This window comes from Erwinia wuhanensis, assembly GCF_030484085.1.
GTDB classification, from domain to species: Bacteria; Pseudomonadota; Gammaproteobacteria; order Enterobacterales; family Enterobacteriaceae; genus Erwinia; species Erwinia aeris.
In genome coordinates this window covers 97,441-115,317 of record NZ_JAUJUH010000010.1, presented here as the reverse complement: position 1 = coordinate 115,317, position 17,877 = coordinate 97,441, and the positions used below count along the sequence as shown (strand labels likewise).

The 17,877-nt window shown below is 57.5% G+C and carries 14 protein-coding genes; 6 read left to right on the top strand and 8 right to left on the bottom strand.

The genetic code is table 11. The features are described from left to right. Together glnL and glnA are read right to left on the bottom strand one after the other, a co-directional pair. Entirely contained in the window at positions 1–1,050 is a 1,050-nt protein-coding gene (glnL, locus tag QZH36_RS20440) for a nitrogen regulation protein NR(II) (RefSeq protein ID WP_253456934.1), read from the bottom strand. 220 nt (positions 1,051–1,270) lie between these two features. Beyond that, the gene (gene glnA, locus QZH36_RS20435; RefSeq protein WP_301730996.1) at positions 1,271–2,680 is read right to left on the bottom strand and encodes a glutamate--ammonia ligase; all 1,410 of its coding nucleotides are present in this window, start codon (positions 2,678–2,680) and stop codon (positions 1,271–1,273) included. A 433-nt stretch (positions 2,681–3,113) separates the two neighbouring features. On the opposite strand from glnA, the gene typA reads away from it, so the two are divergent. The 5 genes from typA (at position 3,114) to fabY (ending at position 7,963) form a co-directional block, all read left to right on the top strand. After that, on the top strand, positions 3,114–4,937 hold the full coding sequence (gene typA, locus QZH36_RS20430) for a ribosome-dependent GTPase TypA (protein ID WP_125290646.1): 1,824 nt from the start codon (positions 3,114–3,116) through the stop codon (positions 4,935–4,937). Positions 4,938–5,091: 154 nt separating this feature from the next. After that, a complete protein-coding gene (gene yihX / locus QZH36_RS20425) occupies positions 5,092–5,691 on the top strand; it encodes a glucose-1-phosphatase (RefSeq protein ID WP_253456940.1) in 600 nt (199 codons plus the stop codon). Then, a complete protein-coding gene (locus QZH36_RS20420; protein WP_369896567.1) occupies positions 5,678–6,601 on the top strand; it encodes a virulence factor BrkB family protein in 924 nt (307 codons plus the stop codon). The genes yihX and QZH36_RS20420 overlap by 14 nt, the downstream gene beginning before the upstream one ends. Next, a complete protein-coding gene (dtd, locus tag QZH36_RS20415; protein ID WP_301730995.1) occupies positions 6,537–6,974 on the top strand; it encodes a D-aminoacyl-tRNA deacylase in 438 nt (145 codons plus the stop codon). Before QZH36_RS20420 ends, dtd begins: the two co-directional genes overlap by 65 nt. Positions 6,975–7,021: 47 nt before the next feature. Beyond that, positions 7,022–7,963 (top strand): fatty acid biosynthesis protein FabY, encoded by a 942-nt coding sequence (gene fabY, locus QZH36_RS20410; RefSeq protein ID WP_253456948.1) that lies wholly within the window; start codon positions 7,022–7,024, stop codon positions 7,961–7,963. Here the strand turns inward: fabY and rluF are convergent. The 3 genes from rluF to QZH36_RS20395 form a co-directional block, all read right to left on the bottom strand. Continuing rightward, positions 7,960–8,859, bottom strand: coding sequence for a 23S rRNA pseudouridine(2604) synthase RluF (rluF, locus tag QZH36_RS20405; RefSeq protein ID WP_253456951.1), 900 nt, complete (start codon positions 8,857–8,859; stop codon positions 7,960–7,962). The genes fabY and rluF overlap by 4 nt on opposite strands. A gap of 88 nt (positions 8,860–8,947) precedes the next feature. Next, a complete protein-coding gene (locus QZH36_RS20400) occupies positions 8,948–10,627 on the bottom strand; it encodes an AsmA family protein (protein WP_253456954.1) in 1,680 nt (559 codons plus the stop codon). A 104-nt stretch (positions 10,628–10,731) separates the two neighbouring features. After that, on the bottom strand, positions 10,732–12,114 hold the full coding sequence (locus tag QZH36_RS20395; RefSeq protein WP_301730994.1) for a nucleobase:cation symporter-2 family protein: 1,383 nt from the start codon (positions 12,112–12,114) through the stop codon (positions 10,732–10,734). Between the two features lie 160 nt (positions 12,115–12,274). On the opposite strand from QZH36_RS20395, the gene QZH36_RS20390 reads away from it, so the two are divergent. Beyond that, positions 12,275–12,937, top strand: a complete 663-nt coding sequence (locus QZH36_RS20390) for an SDR family oxidoreductase (RefSeq protein ID WP_301730993.1) — start codon at positions 12,275–12,277, stop codon at positions 12,935–12,937. A gap of 37 nt (positions 12,938–12,974) precedes the next feature. Here the strand turns inward: QZH36_RS20390 and recG are convergent, their stop codons facing one another. From recG to spoT, 3 genes are read right to left on the bottom strand one after another with little or no spacing between them, the layout of a single operon-like run. After that, complete coding sequence (gene recG, locus QZH36_RS20385; protein WP_301730992.1) at positions 12,975–15,056, bottom strand: ATP-dependent DNA helicase RecG; 2,082 nt, start codon at positions 15,054–15,056, stop codon at positions 12,975–12,977. Beyond that, the gene (trmH, locus tag QZH36_RS20380) at positions 15,053–15,751 is read right to left on the bottom strand and encodes a tRNA (guanosine(18)-2'-O)-methyltransferase TrmH (protein ID WP_301730991.1); all 699 of its coding nucleotides are present in this window, start codon (positions 15,749–15,751) and stop codon (positions 15,053–15,055) included. Before trmH ends, recG begins: the two co-directional genes overlap by 4 nt. A gap of 3 nt (positions 15,752–15,754) precedes the next feature. Then, complete coding sequence (spoT, locus tag QZH36_RS20375) at positions 15,755–17,869, bottom strand: bifunctional GTP diphosphokinase/guanosine-3',5'-bis pyrophosphate 3'-pyrophosphohydrolase (RefSeq protein WP_125290632.1); 2,115 nt, start codon at positions 17,867–17,869, stop codon at positions 15,755–15,757. Between the last annotated feature and the right edge of the window lie 8 nt (positions 17,870–17,877).

The window sequence follows — 17,877 nt, the reverse complement described above, 5'->3', positions numbered from 1 at the left end:
TCACTGGCGAATAGGCAAATAAACGGAAAATTCGGTGTGGCCAGGCCAACTGTTAAATTCTATTTTTCCCGAATGCTGATCGATCAGGCTGCGGGCGATCGACAGGCCTAAACCGGTGCCGCCTTCGCGGCCGCTCACCATCGGGTAAAACAGCGTGTCCTGTAGCTGAGCCGGAATGCCGGGGCCGTTATCTTCAATATCGATACGGGCCACCAGGCGATAGCGGACGCCGTGCAGCGTTAGCTGAAATGCGGTGCGGGTGCGCAGCGTAATGGCACCGCCTTTTTCTCCCAGCGCCTGTAGCGCGTTACGCACCACGTTTAGCAGCACCTGTTCGATTTGATCCGGGTCATGCGGCAGCTCCGGCAGGCTGGGGTCGTAATCTCTGATCAGCGTAACGTTATCGGGCAGCTCCATTGAGACCAGGTTAACCACGCGCTCGGCGACCTGATGGATGCTTTGCGTAACGTGCATGCCCGGCTGCTGCGGGCCAAGCAGGCGATCCACCAGGTTACGCAGGCGATCGGCCTGTTCGATAATGACTTTGGTATATTCCGTTAAGGCCGGGTCAGGCAGGGCTTTTGCCAACAGCTGCGCCGCGCCGCGTAATCCCCCTAACGGATTTTTAATTTCATGCGCCAGCCCGCGAACTAAATCCCGTGCGGCGACCTGTTGAGCATGCTGAAGCTGTTCCTGACTGAGGCGACGCTGATTGTCCATCGGCGCCATTTCCAGCAGGATTAGCCCGTCCGGCAGCAGCTGCGCCGTTAAAGACATAATATGCGCGCGACTGTCGACGACCAGCGTAACCTCGCTGTCGGTAAACCCCTGACCGGCATTCAGACTCTCGCGCATCACCCCGATGTTCAGGGAAAAATAGCCCATCAAATCCGGCAGCGGCGTGCCAAAGAGCTTGCGGGAGCTTTGCGCCAGCAGTTGCTGAGCGGCGGGATTGGCGTAATGCACCACCAGTTCGCTGTCGACCAGCAGTATGCTGTTAATCAGCGAGTTGAGGATCTGCCCGGCATCGGGCTGCGTGCCTGTTGCCATAACAGCGTTCTCCTGCACCATTTTAGTGCATTATAGTCATGGAACCTGAAATTCGTCTCTCTGCGCGTGGCGCTCACGGCGAAAAAAGCCCATCCGGAGATGGGCTGAAAATTTCCACGGCAACACTATCTCCGGCGTTCGTTACGCTGCGGCCCGTGTTCACCCGAATCACTGAGCCTGCCGTAGCCGCTTTAACGCGACGAGTCGCCGGAGTCAGAAATCAGACGCTGTAGTACAGTTCGAACTCAACCGGGTGCGGCGTCATGCGAACGCGATCCATTTCAGCCTTGCGCAGGTCGATGTACGCATCGATGGTGTCGTCGGTGAACACGCCGCCACGAGTCAGGAACTCACGGTCTTCGTTCAGCGCGTTCAGCGCCTCTTCCAGCGAGCCGGCTACTTTTGGAATTTCAGCTTCTTCTTCCGGCGGCAGGTCGTACAGGTTTTTGTCCATCGCGTCGCCAGGATGGATCCTGTTGATGATGCCGTCCAGGCCAGCCATCAGCAGCGCGGCGAAGCACAGATATGGGTTAGCGGCTGGATCCGGGAAGCGGGCTTCAATACGGCGCGCTTTCGGGCTGGCAACCACTGGAATACGGATAGAGGCGGAACGGTTACGGGCAGAGTAGGCCAGCATAACCGGCGCTTCGTAACCCGGAACCAGACGCTTGTAGGAGTTGGTAGTCGGGTTAGACAGCGCGTTGATCGCTTTAGCGTGCTTGATCACACCGCCGATGTAGAACAGGGCCATTTCAGACAGCCCGCCGTATTTGTCGCCAGCGAACAGGTTGGTGCCGCCTTTGGACAGGGACATATGGCAGTGCATACCGGAACCGTTATCGCCAAAAATTGGTTTTGGCATAAAGGTCGCGGTTTTGCCGAAAGCGTGCGCCACATTGTGCACGACATATTTGTAGATCTGAATTTCGTCGGCTTTTTTGGTCATGGTGTTGAAGCGGGTGGCCACTTCGTTCTGACCTGCGGTCGCCACTTCGTGGTGATGAGCTTCAACAACCAGACCCATCTGCTCCATGGTCAGACACATAGCAGAACGGATGTCCTGTGAAGAGTCGACCGGTGGCACCGGGAAATAGCCGCCTTTCAGGCCCGGACGGTGGCCTTTGTTGCCGCCTTCATATTCTTTGCCGGTGTTCCATGCCGCTTCGATATCATCGATAGCCACGTGAGAGCCAGAGGTGGTCGCGCCGAAACGCACATCGTCAAACAGGAAGAATTCTGGCTCCGGGCCAAACAGCACGGTGTCCGCAATGCCGGAAGAACGCAGGAAATCTTCGGCGCGCTTGGCGATAGAACGTGGGTCGCGATCGTAGCCCTGCATGGTGCCTGGCTCAAGGATGTCACAACGAATGATAAGCGTAGAGTCTTCAAAGAAAGGATCCAGGACCGCGGTGGTCGCGTCCGGCATCAGCACCATGTCGGATTCGTTAATGCCTTTCCAGCCGCCGATGGAGGAGCCGTCAAACATTTTGCCTTCTTCGAAGAAGTCAGCGTTAACCTGGTGAGCAGGAATGGTAACGTGCTGCTCTTTACCTTTGGTGTCAGTGAAGCGCAGGTCAACAAATTTGACTTCATGCTCGTTCATCATCGACAGAACGTGTTCAGCGGACATACTTAACTCTCCTGGATTTGTCATGGTCGTCGGTTAGAGAACTTTCGCGGTGCGCTTTGCTTATCTCGCCCAGCCGACCGATAATTATGTTCTCTGACTGCTTAGCAACCGTTGTGGAAACTGGCCTCTTTCGCTTGTTATAATTAAAGCGAAAACTATGCCAACTTTCTTAATTGATGAAAAAAGCGCTATGATGCGCCCTCTCGTGAAACGGGAGCTGCACCATGATGGAAGTCGCGCACCATTATGGTGCTTTTGCGTGCGGTCAGTGCACAATAATAGTGCATTTTTCTGATAAAGGGTGTTTTTTGCACCGGAAACGGCCCCGAAAGCAATCCCGAAAGTTATCTTTAATTGAAAACTGTGATCCTGTTCAGCTCTTCGATTAATCCGTGTACAATAGCGCGCTATTTCTAATGCCTGAGGCAAAGCTGTGATCGAAAATTTGCGTAACATCGCCATTATTGCCCACGTTGACCATGGTAAAACTACCCTGGTTGATAAGTTGCTGCAGCAGTCCGGGACCTTTGACGCCCGCACCGAAGCGACCGAACGCGTAATGGACTCCAACGATTTGGAGAAAGAGCGTGGGATTACCATCCTCGCAAAAAACACCGCCATTAAATGGAACGACTACCGTATCAACATCGTGGATACCCCGGGACACGCCGACTTCGGCGGCGAGGTAGAGCGTGTGATGTCTATGGTCGACTCGGTGCTGCTGGTTGTGGATGCAATGGATGGCCCTATGCCGCAAACCCGCTTCGTGACCAAAAAAGCGTTTGCTAATGGTCTGAAGCCGATCGTGGTCATCAACAAGGTTGACCGCCCTGGCGCACGTCCTGACTGGGTTGTGGATCAGGTCTTTGACCTGTTCGTTAACCTGGACGCGACCGACGAACAGCTCGACTTCCCGGTTATCTACGCTTCTGCTCTGAACGGTATTGCTGGTCTTGACCACAGCGACATGGCAGAAGACATGACCCCGCTGTATGAAGCCATCGTGCAGCACGTTTCTCCTCCACAGGTAGAAATGGAAGCGCCGTTCCAGATGCAGATCTCGCAGCTGGACTACAACAACTATGTTGGCGTTATCGGCATCGGCCGCATCAAGCGCGGCAAAGTGAAGCCGAACCAGCAGGTCACCATCGTCGATAGCGAAGGCAAAACCCGTAACGGTAAAGTCGGCAAGGTGCTGACTCACCTGGGTCTGGAGCGTATCGACGCGACCGAAGCGGAAGCGGGCGATATCATCGCTATCACCGGTCTGGGCGAGCTGAACATCTCCGACACCATCTGTGACCCACAGAATGTGGAAGCGCTGCCGGCGCTGAGCGTTGATGAGCCAACCGTTACCATGTTCTTTAACGTCAACACCTCGCCGTTCTGCGGTAAAGAAGGTAAGTTCGTTACTTCTCGTCAGATCCTGGATCGTCTGCGTAAAGAGCTGGTGCACAACGTTGCGCTGCGCGTGGAAGAGACCGAAGACGCCGATGCATTCCGCGTTTCCGGCCGTGGTGAACTGCACCTGTCCGTACTGATCGAAAACATGCGTCGTGAAGGCTTTGAGCTGGCGGTATCCCGTCCAAAAGTTATCTTCCGCGAAATTGACGGTCGTAAGCAGGAGCCGTTCGAGAACGTCACCCTGGATATCGAAGAGCAGCATCAGGGCTCTGTGATGCAGGCGATGGGCGAACGTAAAGCGGACATGAAAAACATGGATCCGGATGGCAAAGGCCGCGTACGTCTTGACTACGTGATCCCAAGCCGTGGCCTGATCGGCTTCCGTAACGAATTCATGACTATGACTTCCGGTACCGGCCTGCTGTACTCCACCTTCAGCCACTACGACGATATTCGTCCGGGCGAAGTGGGCCAGCGCCAGAACGGCGTGCTGATCTCTAACGGCCAGGGTAAAGCGGTAGCTTTCGCCCTGTTCAGCCTGCAGGATCGCGGTAAGCTGTTCCTGGGTCACGGCGCAGAAGTTTATGAAGGCCAGATTATCGGTATTCATAGCCGTTCTAACGACCTGACCGTGAACTGTCTGACCGGTAAGAAGCTGACCAACATGCGTGCTTCCGGTACTGACGAAGCGACCACGCTGGTGCCGGCTATCAAGATGACGCTTGAGCAGGCGATTGAATTTATCGATGACGACGAGCTGGTGGAAGTGACTCCGCTGTCCGTACGTATCCGTAAACGTCACCTGACTGAAAACGATCGTAAACGCGCATCACGCGGCAGCAAAGAAGCTTAATCGCTTTTTTTAAGCTGTAATACAGGGCCGGATCTTTCCGGCCCTGTTTTTTTTCGCCTGTGGAACCTTCCTTCCAGATTTCAAAATCCTGCCCTGTTCAGCTTCTCTTTTTACCGCTAGAGTGAATACCTTACCGGAACAAATGGAGATGGCCATGCTGTATATCTTTGATTTAGGTAACGTCATTGTTGATATTGATTTCAACCGGGTTCTGGGCGTCTGGAGCGATCTGGGACGCGTGCCTTTGGCCACGCTGCAAAGCCGTTTTACGATGGGAGAAAGCTTTCATCGTCATGAACGAGGAGAAATCAGCGACGAGGATTTTGCCGAACAGCTGTGCGACGAGCTGGGTCTGGCGCTGAGCTTCGAACAGTTCACCGCAGGCTGGCAGGCTGTTTTTGTCGGCGTCAGGGCGGACACCATCCGTATCATGAACGGACTGCGCGCGCGCGGCCATCGGGTCGTGATCCTGTCTAACACCAACCGGCTGCATCAGCGTTTCTGGCCGTCGCAGTATCCTGAGGTACAAAGCGCGGCGGACAAGCTCTATCTTTCCCAGGAGATGGGGATGCGCAAGCCGGAAGCGCGTATCTATCAGCAGGTGCTGAGCGAAGAGGGCTTCACCGCCGACCAGGCTATTTTCTTTGACGACAACCAGGAAAATATCGACGCGGCGCAGGCGCTGGGCATTCAGAGCGTGCCCGTATTTGATGCGACCACCATACCGGCCTTTTTCGCTAATGCGGCCGATTAACCATTATCGACACCGCCTGCGGGCGACCTGGCGCTGGATAAAGCTGCTGTGGCAGCGTATCGACGAGGATGGCATGACGCTGCTGGCGGGGCATCTTGCCTACGTATCGCTGCTGTCGCTGGTGCCGCTGGTGGCGGTGGTATTTGCGCTGTTCGCCGCGTTCCCGGCCTTCGCCGATGTCAGCAGGCAGCTCAAGCTGTTTATCTTTCAGAACTTTGTGCCGGCGTCCGGCACGGTAGTTCAAAGCTATCTGGAACAGTTTGTCGCCAACGTCAATAAAATGACGGCGGTGGGCGCCTGCGGGCTGGTGGTGACGGCGCTGCTGCTGATGTACTCCATCGACAGCGCGCTAAATGTCATCTGGCGCAGCAAGCGCAAGAGGCCCCTCGTTTACTCTTTTGCCGTCTACTGGATGATCCTGACGCTTGGCCCGCTGCTGGCGGGTGCCAGCCTGGCGATCAGCTCTTATCTGCTGTCGCTGCGCTGGGCTTCGGTCAGCGGCGTCAGCGGACTGATTGACTACGGGCTGCGTATTTTTCCGCTGCTGCTCTCCTGGCTGGCTTTCTGGCTGCTCTACAGCATTGTGCCAACGCGGCAGGTACCGGGGAAAGATGCGCTGGTCGGCGCGCTGGTGGCGGGGCTGCTGTTTGAGCTGGGGAAAAAAGGCTTTGCGCTCTATGTTACGATGTTCCCTTCATATCAGCTTATCTATGGCGTGCTGGCGGTTATCCCTATTCTGTTCCTCTGGGTTTACTGGACATGGTGTATTGTCCTGCTGGGTGCAGAGATCACCGCCTCTCTCGGCGACTATCGCCAGCTTAAACAGGAAGAAGAAAAGGAAGAGAATGATTGCCTTAATTCAACGAGCGCTGAGCGCCAGCGTGACGGTAGCCGGTCAGACCATCGGTGAAATCGGGCCGGGATTGCTAATCTTACTGGGCGTGGAAAAAGGCGACGACGAGCAAAAAGCGCAGCGGCTGTGCGACCGCGTGTTGGGCTATCGCATTTTCAGCGATGAGAACGGCAAGATGAATCTTAACGTGCAGCAGGCTGGCGGCAGCGTGCTGGTGGTTTCGCAGTTTACGCTGGCGGCCGACACGCAAAAAGGCATGCGCCCAGGCTTTTCGGGCGGCGCGGCGCCAGCGGAGGCCGAGCGGTTATATGAGTACTTTGTCGCCTGCTGTCGCGAAAGAGGCCTTGTCGCCGAGACGGGCCGCTTTGCGGCGGATATGCAGGTATCGCTGGTTAATGACGGGCCGGTGACGTTCTGGCTCCAGGTATGAAGCGGTCGGAAAGGCTAACGGGCGCTCCGGAAAAAGAGAATCACTTTATGTATCATCTTCGTGTACCTGAAACCGCAGAAGAGCTGGATATCTACTACCAGTTTCGCTGGGAAATGCTGCGTAAACCGCTTCGCCAGCCCAAGGGATCGGAGCGCGACGCCTGGGATGCCTTTGCGCATCACCAAATGGTGGTGGATGAAAGCGGCGCGCCGGTTGCCGCAGGGCGGCTCTATATCAATGCGGATAACGAGGCGGCCATTCGCTTTCTTGCCGTGCACCCGGCGGTGCAGGGCAAAGGATTGGGCACGCTGGTCGCGATGACGCTGGAGTCGGTGGCGCGTCAGGAAGGGGCCAAGCGCGTGGTGTGCAGCGCCCGTGAAGACGCCGTCGAATTTTTCGCCAAGCTTGGCTACGTCAATCAGGGCGAAATCACCGTGCCACAGACAACGCCGGTTCGTCATTTTTTAATGATTAAGCCGGTGATCACGCTGGACGATATTCTGCATCGTGCCGACTGGTGCGGGCAGCTGCAGCAGGCCTGGTACGAGCACATCCCGCTCAGTGAAAAAATGGGCGTGCGTATTTTGCAGTATACCGGGCAAAAATTTATCACCACGATGCCGGAAACCGGCAACCAGAATCCGCACCATACGCTGTTCGCCGGCAGCCTGTTTTCGTTGGCGACGCTAACCGGCTGGGGGCTGATTTGGCTGCTGCTGCGCGAGCGGCATTTAGGCGGCACCATTATCCTGGCCGATGCGCATATCCGCTACAGTCATCCCATCAGCGGCAGGCCGGGCGCGGTAGCGGACTTAGGCTCGCTGAGCGGCGATCTGGACAGGCTGGCCCGGGGACGCAAGGCGCGCGTTCAGCTGGAAGTCGAGCTGTTTGGCAATGAAGAGTGCGGGGCGGTATTTGAGGGCGTCTATATTGTGTTGCCTGCCGATCCGGATGGCCCGCTGGAGCCAGCCGGATCGAATATGCCTTAACGGCCTTTTTTCTTGCGGCCCGGCTGGGTAAAGCGCTTGCGGGAGGCCAGGTTGCCCGGCGTCTTCGCGCCTTCTTTACCGCCTTTATCGCCGCCTTTCGGCCCGCCGATGGCCGGTTTCTTCGCGGCGGCGGGCTTCGCTTTCGCCTGCGCTTTTTTGGCGGGTTTCGCTTCGGATGAGGAATCCTCAATCAGGCCGAACAGCTCGGTCAGCTCGTCGTCGGTCAGATCGCGCCACTCGCCCAGCGGCAGGCCTTTCAGGCTGACGTTCATAATGCGCGTGCGTTCGAGCTTAGTGACCTCGTAGCCAAAGTGCTTACACATGCGGCGGATCTGGCGGTTAAGCCCCTGCACCAGCGTAATGCGGAAAACAAACGGCGCTTCCTTTTGCACCTTGCATTTCAGCGTCACCGTGCCCAGCATCGGCACGCCAGCGCTCATGCCCTCAATAAACTCATCCGTCACCAGCTTGTTTACCGTGACCACATATTCTTTTTCGTGGTTGTTTCCGGCGCGCAGAATTTTATTGACCAGATCGCCGTGATTGGTCAGGAAAATCAGGCCCTGCGAATCTTTATCCAGGCGGCCAATAGGGAAAACCCGCTTGCTGTGGTTAACGAAGTCGCTGATGTTATCCCGCTCGCCTTCTTCCATGGTGGTGATAATGCCGACGGGCTTATTCAGGGCGATAAAGACCAGGTCTTCCTCATCGCGCGGCTCGATAAGCTGACCGTTCACTTTCACCACGTCACCGGCAAAAACCTGCGCGCCAACGGCGGCCCGCTTGCCGTTAATAAAGACATTTCCCTGTTCGATATAGCGATCGGCATCGCGACGAGAACAGATACCGCTCTCGCTAATGTATTTATTGAGACGTATGGATGAGTTGGTCAGCATGGTTCCTCCGTAAAAAAGCGGACTATACATTAACCGCGCTACGTTGCGAATACGGGTTAATCATATAGTCCGCTTACGGACAGCGTTTTTACCTGCTGCCGAGATTACCTGCCTGCACGGTCTGCTGAACTGACTTATCGCCAGCAACAGCGGAAAGCGAGCCGTTAACGGAAGGCTTCAGCGGCGCGTCTTTCGCCAGGCTGCCCTGCATCTTCAGCGTCAGCTCACCGTTTTCGGTCAGGGGCACCGCTGGCCATCCCCAGTCCTGCAACAGATTCAGCGGCGTTTCACGGCCATGCAGCGACAGCGAAAAGGCGCGCTGCGGCTGCTGCGAAACCGTTGCCAGCCCTTCGAGAAGGCCGCTGCGGGGAAACGCGCTCATCTCCGTGACGTTAATGGCATTGCTGTCCGCCGTCAGGGCGAGAGAAGGATGACGCAGATCCACACGGTTAAAGGTCGCTTCCGCTGCGTTAAAACTCAGGTTGCCGCCCCAGATGCCCCATTCCCGATCGCGCGCCAGCAGCAGGTTGCTGCCGTTGCCATCCAGCGAGGTCAGCTGGAAGGGAAAATCCGGATCGATATCAATAATCAGGTTATGGCTGACGTTCAGCTTTGTTACTTCCACAGCGTGCAGCCACGCCGGTAAACGGCTAAGCCAGAACGTCCGCCAGGCTGGCGGCAGCGTGTACTCCAGCCCGGCGATTACCACGTCATCCAGCGTCAGCTTTTTATCGCTGCGCGTCCAGTTACCTGACGCGCGGATCAGCCCGTTAACCCAGCGGGAGCTGAACTGCGTCAGCGCCGCGCCCTGCGGCGAGAAGGTCATATTAACGATAGGATCGTTCAGCAGCAGCGCGCCATTTACAAAGCTGCTGGCGTTCATCGACAGCGAGCCGTCCTCGCTTTCCCAGTCGCCGTCGCGCAGCGTTATATTTTTCAACGCCAGATTAAGATCGGTCACCGCCCAGTTCTGACCTTCCAGTCGGGCATCGGTTACATCCACTCGCTCGAAATGCACGACGGGCAGCGTCAGTAGAGGCTGTAGAAATTCGGCAAGCGTTTTGCTGCTTTGCAGACGCAGATTGTTCAGCCTTAGCGTGCTGACCTGCCAGCTGCCCTGCTCGTCACGCTGTGCGCTGGCCGTCACCGATCCGCGCGCCACGTCGGCGCCCATATTACTAAGCTCCAGCTGTTTGGACCTGATGCGGCCTTCAATCAGCACATTCCTGGCGGGAATGTCTTTAAACGTCAGCGATCCGGCGCTGAACTGGAAGCTGGCATTATTACCGATAAAGCTTGTCGCCTCGGGCTGCCACGGCATCACGCCGCCGTTTACGTGCTGAGCGTCCAGGGGCAGCATGTCGTGATGGCTGCTAACCGCCATTTCGCTCAGCTGCAAACGCGCTGCGGAAAGAGGCAGTTGGCTGGTTTTGCTGGTAATTCTTAGCGTACCCTGGTTAAGCAAAACGCTGGCAAAATGCAGCGGCCGTGAAAACTGCCCGGCGCTTAACCCTAAGTCGACGCTTTTTGCCACCAGGGTGGCTGGTCGGGTTTTATGGCCGAACGAAACGTCATGAAGGATGAGATGCGATGGCGCGGAAAAATTATGCTCCAGCTTGCCGACTGCCAGCTGATAACTACTGTGCTGGCTAACGGTGCGGCTGAGCCAGCTGGCTCCCCAGCGAGTTTGCAGCAGTAGATACAACACAATGACCAATGCCAGCAGGATAACCAGCAGCGAAAGAAGAATTTTTCCAACAAATTTCATGAGCTATCCCTGTGCGCTTGCAATAAGGGGTGTTATGCCTGATTTATGCGCGAAGCTCAACCCTGGGAAGACGGCAGAAGGCGCTTTGCCCTCTGCCGTTTACGCTATTTCTCCTGCGGGAAAAGCAGATTCAGGATGATAGCGGTAATGCCGCCGGCGGCGATGCCGGAAGAGAGCAGCGTTTTCAGCCATTCCGGTGCGAATTGCAGGATCAGCGGCTGTTGTGAAACGCCCAGTCCCACCGCCAGCGACAGCGCAATAATCATAATCGCCCGACGATTCAACGGCTCGCGCGAGACGATGCGCACGCCCGAGGCCGCAATCGTACCAAACATAACGATGGTCGCGCCGCCCAGCACCGGTTCAGGAATATGCTGCACAAAGCCGCTGACCGCCGGGAAAAGCCCCAGCACGATCAGCATCAGCGCCACCACGAAGCCAACGTAGCGGCTGGCGACGCCGGTCAGCTGGATCACGCCGTTGTTCTGTCCAAAACAGGAGTTGGGAAAGGTATTAAACAGCGCCGAGACGCACGAGTTCAGGCCGTTCGCCAGCACGCCGCCTTTCAGCCGCTTCATATAGAGCGGGCCGCTGACCGGCTGTTCGGAAACGTCGGAAGTGGCGGTAATATCGCCGATGGTTTCCAGCGAGGTCACCATAAACACCAGCATCAGCGGGATAAGCAAATTCCAGTCGATGCCCAGCCCGTAATAGAAAGGCTGTGGCACGGCAATCAGCGGCTGGTTCGTTGCGGCGGTTCCGGCGGGGAGCATATCCATCAGCCAGGCCAGCAGATAGCCAACGGCCATGGCTATCACCAGAGAAGCCACGCGCAAATAAGGATTACGCTGGCGGTTCAGCAAAATAATCACCAGCAGCACCGCGCCGGCGAGCAGCAGGTTCTTTGGCGCACCAAAGGTGTGATCGCCCATGGCGGCAAAACCGCCGCCGATAGAGGTCAGGCCGACCTGGATCAGCGACAGACCGATAATCATCACCACAATGCCGGAAACCAGCGGCGTAATTACGCGGCGCGCCAGATGCAGCACGCGGGAAAGCGCCATTTCGGTAACGGAAGCCAGCATCAGCGTGCCGAACAGGGCGGCCATCATGGTCGGCACATCCGCGCCGCCGTTTTTCAGCACCATGCCGCCCATGATCAGCGGCGTCACAAAGTTAAAGCTGGTGCCCTGAATCGACAGCAGTCCCGATCCTATCGGCCCCCAGGTTTTTATTTGCAGCACCGAGGCGACCCCGGAGGCGAACAGTGACATGCTGATAATATGCTGCGTGTCCTGAGCGGGCAGGCCCAAAGCCTGGCAGATCAATAGTGCGGGCGTGATAACCGCCACAAACATCGCCAGCAAATGCTGGCAGGCAGCAAACAGCGTTTGCGGCAGCGGGGGACGATCTTCAAGGCGGTAAATTAATTCACTTTTTGCAGCGGGCGCTGCGCTGCGGCTGGCTTCAGAAAAATTAGCGGACATGCTCAGGGGTTCCGTGGCGAACAAAGTGGCGATTTTAAGCTTCTCCACGGCAAAAGCAAACGATTGCCAACAGCATCGGCTAAACGCCGGACGGCAAAGCGAACCACAATTCACTAAGCTTAATCATCGCGCCTGCGGGCCAGAAAAAAGGAAGCACACAATGAACGTATTTATTATTGGCGCAACGGGCGGCGTGGGGCGACGTCTCAGAAAACGGCTGGTCAATGCGGGCCATCAGGTAACGGGGCTGCATCGTCGGGACAGTCAAAAAGAGGCGCTGGAAGCCGATGGTGTAAAACCGGTCAATATCGACCTGATGAACACCAGTAGCGAAAGGCTGGCGGCGGCGATGCAGGGCTGCGATGCCGTGGTGTTCTCCGCAGGCGCAGCAGGCGCTGGCGTAGATCTCACCGACGGCATTGACGGCCGTGGCGCGCGCTTCGCTGCCGAGGCCGCCAGGCTGGCCGGTATTCAGCGTTTTCTGCTGGTTTCCGCTTTTCCGGATGCCGGAAGGGGCAAGGCGCCTTCGCCGGGCTTTGAGCACTATATGCAGGTAAAAAAGCAGGCCGACGTGATGCTTTCCGCCACCTCACTGGACTGGGTGATCCTGCGGCCCGGCACGCTGGTTAACGAAGCGGGCACGGGAAAAGTCAACGCCGGGTTGGCCATCCCTTACGGCACCATCCCGCGCGATGATGTGGCCGCTGTGCTGCATTCGCTGATTGAGCAGCCAGAGGTGAAAAGGGTGATTATTGAGTTAACCAGCGGCGAGCAGCCCGTTAACGAGGCGGTCGCCGCGATGGCTGCCTTTAGCGGCCGGTAGCCGCAGAGCAGGAGAAAAGACAGCAGGCTGCCGGGGGTCAGGCGTTGGTATAGCGCTCGGTTTCCGGCATCCAGCGTTCAATCAGCGCCTGCGCCTGTTCAGGATAGTGCTGATGAATATGGCGGGCGACGCGCTGCACTTCCGGGATCATCGCGCCATCGCGTACCAGATCGGCTACCTTAAATTCGGCGTTGCCCGTCTGGCGCGTGCCCAGCAGTTCGCCAGGACCGCGGATTTCCAGATCGCATTGCGCAATCACAAAGCCGTCGTTGCTGTCGCGCAGAACCTGCAAGCGTTTCTGCGCGGTTTTGCTCAGCGGCGCTTTATAAAGCAGCACGCAGTGGGAGGCAACCGAGCCGCGACCGACGCGGCCCCGCAGCTGATGCAGCTGCGCCAGGCCCAGCCTTTCCGGGTTTTCAATGATCATCAGGCTGGCATTAGGCACATCCACGCCAACTTCGATGACCGTAGTAGCGATCAGCAGGTCAATCTCGCCCTGTTTAAACGCCTGCATCACCGCCTGCTTCTCGGTGGGTTTCATCCTGCCATGCACCAGCCCGACGTGCAGCTCTGGCAGCGCCAGCTTCAGCTCTTCCCAGGTGGCTTCGGCGGCCTGGGCTTCCAGCTGTTCCGACTCTTCAATCAGCGTACAGACCCAGTAGGCCTGGCGACCTTCGCCGCTACAGGCGTTCTGCACGCGGGTAATAATATCGGCGCGCCGCGTATCGGGAATGGCGACGGTAGTGACCGGCGTACGGCCCGGCGGCAGCTCGTCAATGGTGGAGGTTTCCAGATCCGCATAGGCGGTCATCGCCAGCGTACGCGGGATCGGCGTCGCGGTCATAATCAGCTGATGAGGATGAAAACCCTGCTCCTGGCCTTTCTCCCACAGCGCCAGCCGCTGGTGGACGCCAAAGCGGTGCTGCTCGTCAATAATCACCAGCGCCAGGCCGTTAAACTGCACCTGTTCCTGGAAAATGGCGTGGGTGCCGACAATCATCGATACCTGGCCGCTGGCGATGGCATCCTGCTGCGCCAGGCGCGCCTTGCCTTTCTGCTTGCCAGCCAGCCAGCCAACTTCAATCCCCAACGGTGCAAACCACTGGCGGAAGTTATTGGCGTGCTGTTCGGCCAGCAGCTCGGTTGGCGCCATCAGCGCCACCTGTTTGCCCCAGGCGATAACGTTCAGGGCAGTCAGCGCGGCCACCAGCGTTTTGCCCGATCCTACGTCACCCTGCACCAGGCGCATCATGGGATAGCTTTGTGCCAGATCCTGCTCTATTTCCTGCACGACGCGCGCCTGGGCGTTAGTCGGCTTAAACGGCAAGGCAGCCAGCAGCCTGTCGCTCAGCGCATGGCGAGCCGGCATAGCTAAAGCACGATAGCGCTGCGCGCCGGCGCGCACGGCCAGCATACTGAGATTGTGCGCCAGCAGCTCTTCCATAATCAGGCGTCGCTGGGCAGGATGCCTGCCGTTTTCCAGATCCACCAGCGCCATGTCGGGCGGCGGCCTGTGCAGCATCCGCAGCGCATCCGGCAGGCTGATCATGCCCTGGCTCAGCTCCTGCGGCAGAAGTTCGGCGACAGGACAGGTATCCAGCAACTTCAGCGCCTGATCGGTCAAGTTGCGCAGCGTCGCCTGGCGGATCCCTTCGGTCGTGGAGTAGACCGGCGTCAGCGTTTCCTGTAGCTCCACCACGCTGTTATCGCCCTGAACGCGATACTCAGGATGGATGATTTCGGCCCCGCGCTGGCCGCGCTTTATTTCGCCATAGGCGGTTACGCGCCGGCCGGGCGCCAGGCTGTTTTTCATGCCGGCGTTAAAGTTGAAAAAGCGCAGCGTCAGGATGCCGGTGCCGTCGCTGATTTGACAGGTCAGCATGCGGCGGCGGCCAAAGGAGATATCGCTTTGCAGCACTTCGCCCTCTACCGTGGCGTAGATGTTAGGCAGGAGGTCGTTAATAGCGTAAAGCTGGGTGCGGTCTTCGTAACGAAGCGGCAGATGCAGCAGCAGATCCTGCACGGTGGTCAGCCCGAGCTTCGCCAGTTTGCCAGCCTGGCTGGCACCAACGCCGGCAAGCGTGCTGAGCGGGATGGCGTCCATCAGGCGGCCCGTCATTTTTTACGTACCGATGCCTGCATGGTGGCCCACCAGTCGGGATCGGCAATCACCTCGCCCGTCTCGCTAATTTGCGGATAAGGTAAGCCTTTATGTTTGGCGACCCTGGCCAGAACGGGATAGCCGCCTTCAAACAGCAGGCGCTGCTGTTCGCTGTGGGAAAGCAGGCTCTCCTGACGCTGATACATGCCTGCGTTCTGGCGCTGGCGCTGCGCTTCATAGAGGATCAGTGCCGAAGCCACGGAAACGTTCAGCGACTGCACCATGCCGACCATCGGAATAACGATCTCCTGGTCAGCCAGTTCAAGCGCCTGTTGGGTGATACCGGTTTTTTCCTGACCCATCAACACGCAGGTCGGGCGGGTGTAATCGATTTCGCGGAAATCTACTGCTTTATCAGAAAGATGCGTAGCCAGGATCTGCATTCCCTGGCCTTTAAGATGCGTGACCGCATCGGCAATAGTGGGATGCGTTTTTACCTGCACCCAGCTGTTGCTTCCGGCGGCGGCAGAGGCCATGGTACGCATCCGGCTGCCCGGCCAGACCGCATGGACTTCATGCACGCCAACCGCATCCGCCGTGCGGATCACCGCAGAGACGTTATGCGGTTTGTGCACCAGCTCCATGCAGACGGTTAAATCGTGCTGGCGGGCAGCCAGCATTTCACGGATACGGGCAAAACGTTGAGCATTCATGCGCTAGTTTCGGTTGCGGTGAACTTTGATCACGTCAGGCATTACGCGGATTTTGCGCATAATATTCGCCAGATGAACGCGATCGCGTGCCGTCAGACGGATAAAGGCGCTGTAAACCCGGCCATCTTTCTCTTCCGTGTTCAGGCTCTGGATATTCGATCCGGCGGTGTTTATGGCCGCCGTCAGGTTTGCCAGCGCGCCCTGGTGGTTAAACATATCCACCTTGATCTCCGCCACGAACTCCTGCTCGGTAACCTTATCCCACTCTACCGCCATAAACTTCTCTGGCTCTTTCTGGTAGCCGCGAATATTACGGCAGGATTCGTGGTGCACTACCAGGCCTTTGCCGGGGCTGACATGCGCCACGATAGGATCGCCGGGAATAGGGCGGCAGCACTTGGCAAAGGTGATCAGCACGCCGTCGGCGCCTTTGATTGGCAGCTTGCCGCGCGATGGCGTACTGGAAACCACCGGTGCAGGCTGGTCGCTCTGCTGCAGGTTTTTCGCCACGACCACGCTCATGGCGTTGCCCAGGCCAATCTCTGCCAGCAGATCGTCCAGCGTCGCCAGCTTCATGCGTTCCAGCTCGTGCTGAATGCTCTCCGGCGAAATCTCGGCCAGCTTGCGGCTGCCGCCCAGCGCATGATTCAGCAGACGACGGCCAAGGCTGACCGAGTCGTCGCGCTTGAGGTTTTTCAACAGCTGACGGATTTTGGCGCGCGCTTTGGAGCTGACCACGAAGTTCAGCCAGGCGGCGTTAGGCCGTGCGCCCGGTGCCGTAATGATTTCAACGGTCTGACCGCTGGTCAGCGGCTGGGAAAGCGGGTAGGGCTGGCGATCGACACGCGCGCCCACGCAGGCATGACCGATATCGGTGTGCACCGCATAGGCGAAGTCAACCGGCGTCGCGCCCGCAGGCAGTTCGACGATGCGGCCTTCCGGCGTGAAAACGTAAATCTCGTCCGGGAAAAGATCCGATTTTACGCTTTCGATAAATTCAAAGGAGCTGCCCGCGCTCTGCTGCAGCTCCAGCAGGCTTTGCAACCAACGCTGGGCGCGGATTTGCGCGGTGGTACTGCTTTCGCCCTGCTCTTTATAGGCCCAGTGCGCCGCGACGCCCATCTCTGCCATCTGATCCATATCTTCCGTACGGATCTGCACTTCAACCGGTACGCCATGCGGGCCGATCATCGAAGTGTGCAGCGACTGATAGCCGTTGGCCTTGGGAATAGCGATGTAGTCTTTCACCCGGCCCGGACGAGGCTTGTAGAGGCTGTGCATCTGGCCCAGCACCCGGTAACAGGTATCTACGTCGTGAACGATGACCCTGAAGGCATAGATATCCATAATGGAATGGAAGCGCTGCTCTTTCAGGTGCATTTTGCAGTAGATGGAATAGAGGTGTTTTTCCCTGCCGCTGACGCGACACGGAATGCCGGCTTCCTGCAGACGACCGTCAATTTCCGCAAGGATTTTCTGGATCATCTCTTTGCGGTTGCCGCGCGCCGCTTTCACTACCTCTTTGATAACGCGGTAGCGGTTGGGATAGAGCGCCTCGAAACCCAGCTCTTCCAGCTCGGTTTTCAGGTGATGAATACCCAGGCGATGCGCCAGCGGACTGTAGATCTCCAGCGTTTCCAGCGCGATACGACGACGCTTATCCGGACGCAGCGATCCCAGCGTGCGCATGTTGTGCGTGCGGTCAGCCAGCTTGATCAGAATGACGCGGATATCCTGCACCATCGCCATGATCATTTTGCGAAAGTTTTCGGCCTGCGCCTCTTTCTTATCGCGGAATTTCAGCTTGTCTAGCTTGGAAACCCCTTCCACCAGTTCAGCCACGTTTTTACCGAACAGCTGTTCCATATCCTGATAGGTGGCGGGAGTATCCTCGATGACATCATGCAGAAGCGCGGCCATGAGCGTTTCATGGTCGAGCTTCATCTCCGCCAGAATACAGGCGACAGCAACCGGATGGGTAATGTAAGGCTCACCGCTGGAGCGAGTCTGTCCCTCGTGAGCATCACGTGCGACAAGGTAAGCTTGCTTGAGGCGCTTTATCTGGTCCTCAGGCAAGTATTTTTCAATCAGTTGATTGAGACTTTCAAACAGATACAAGGGCGAGC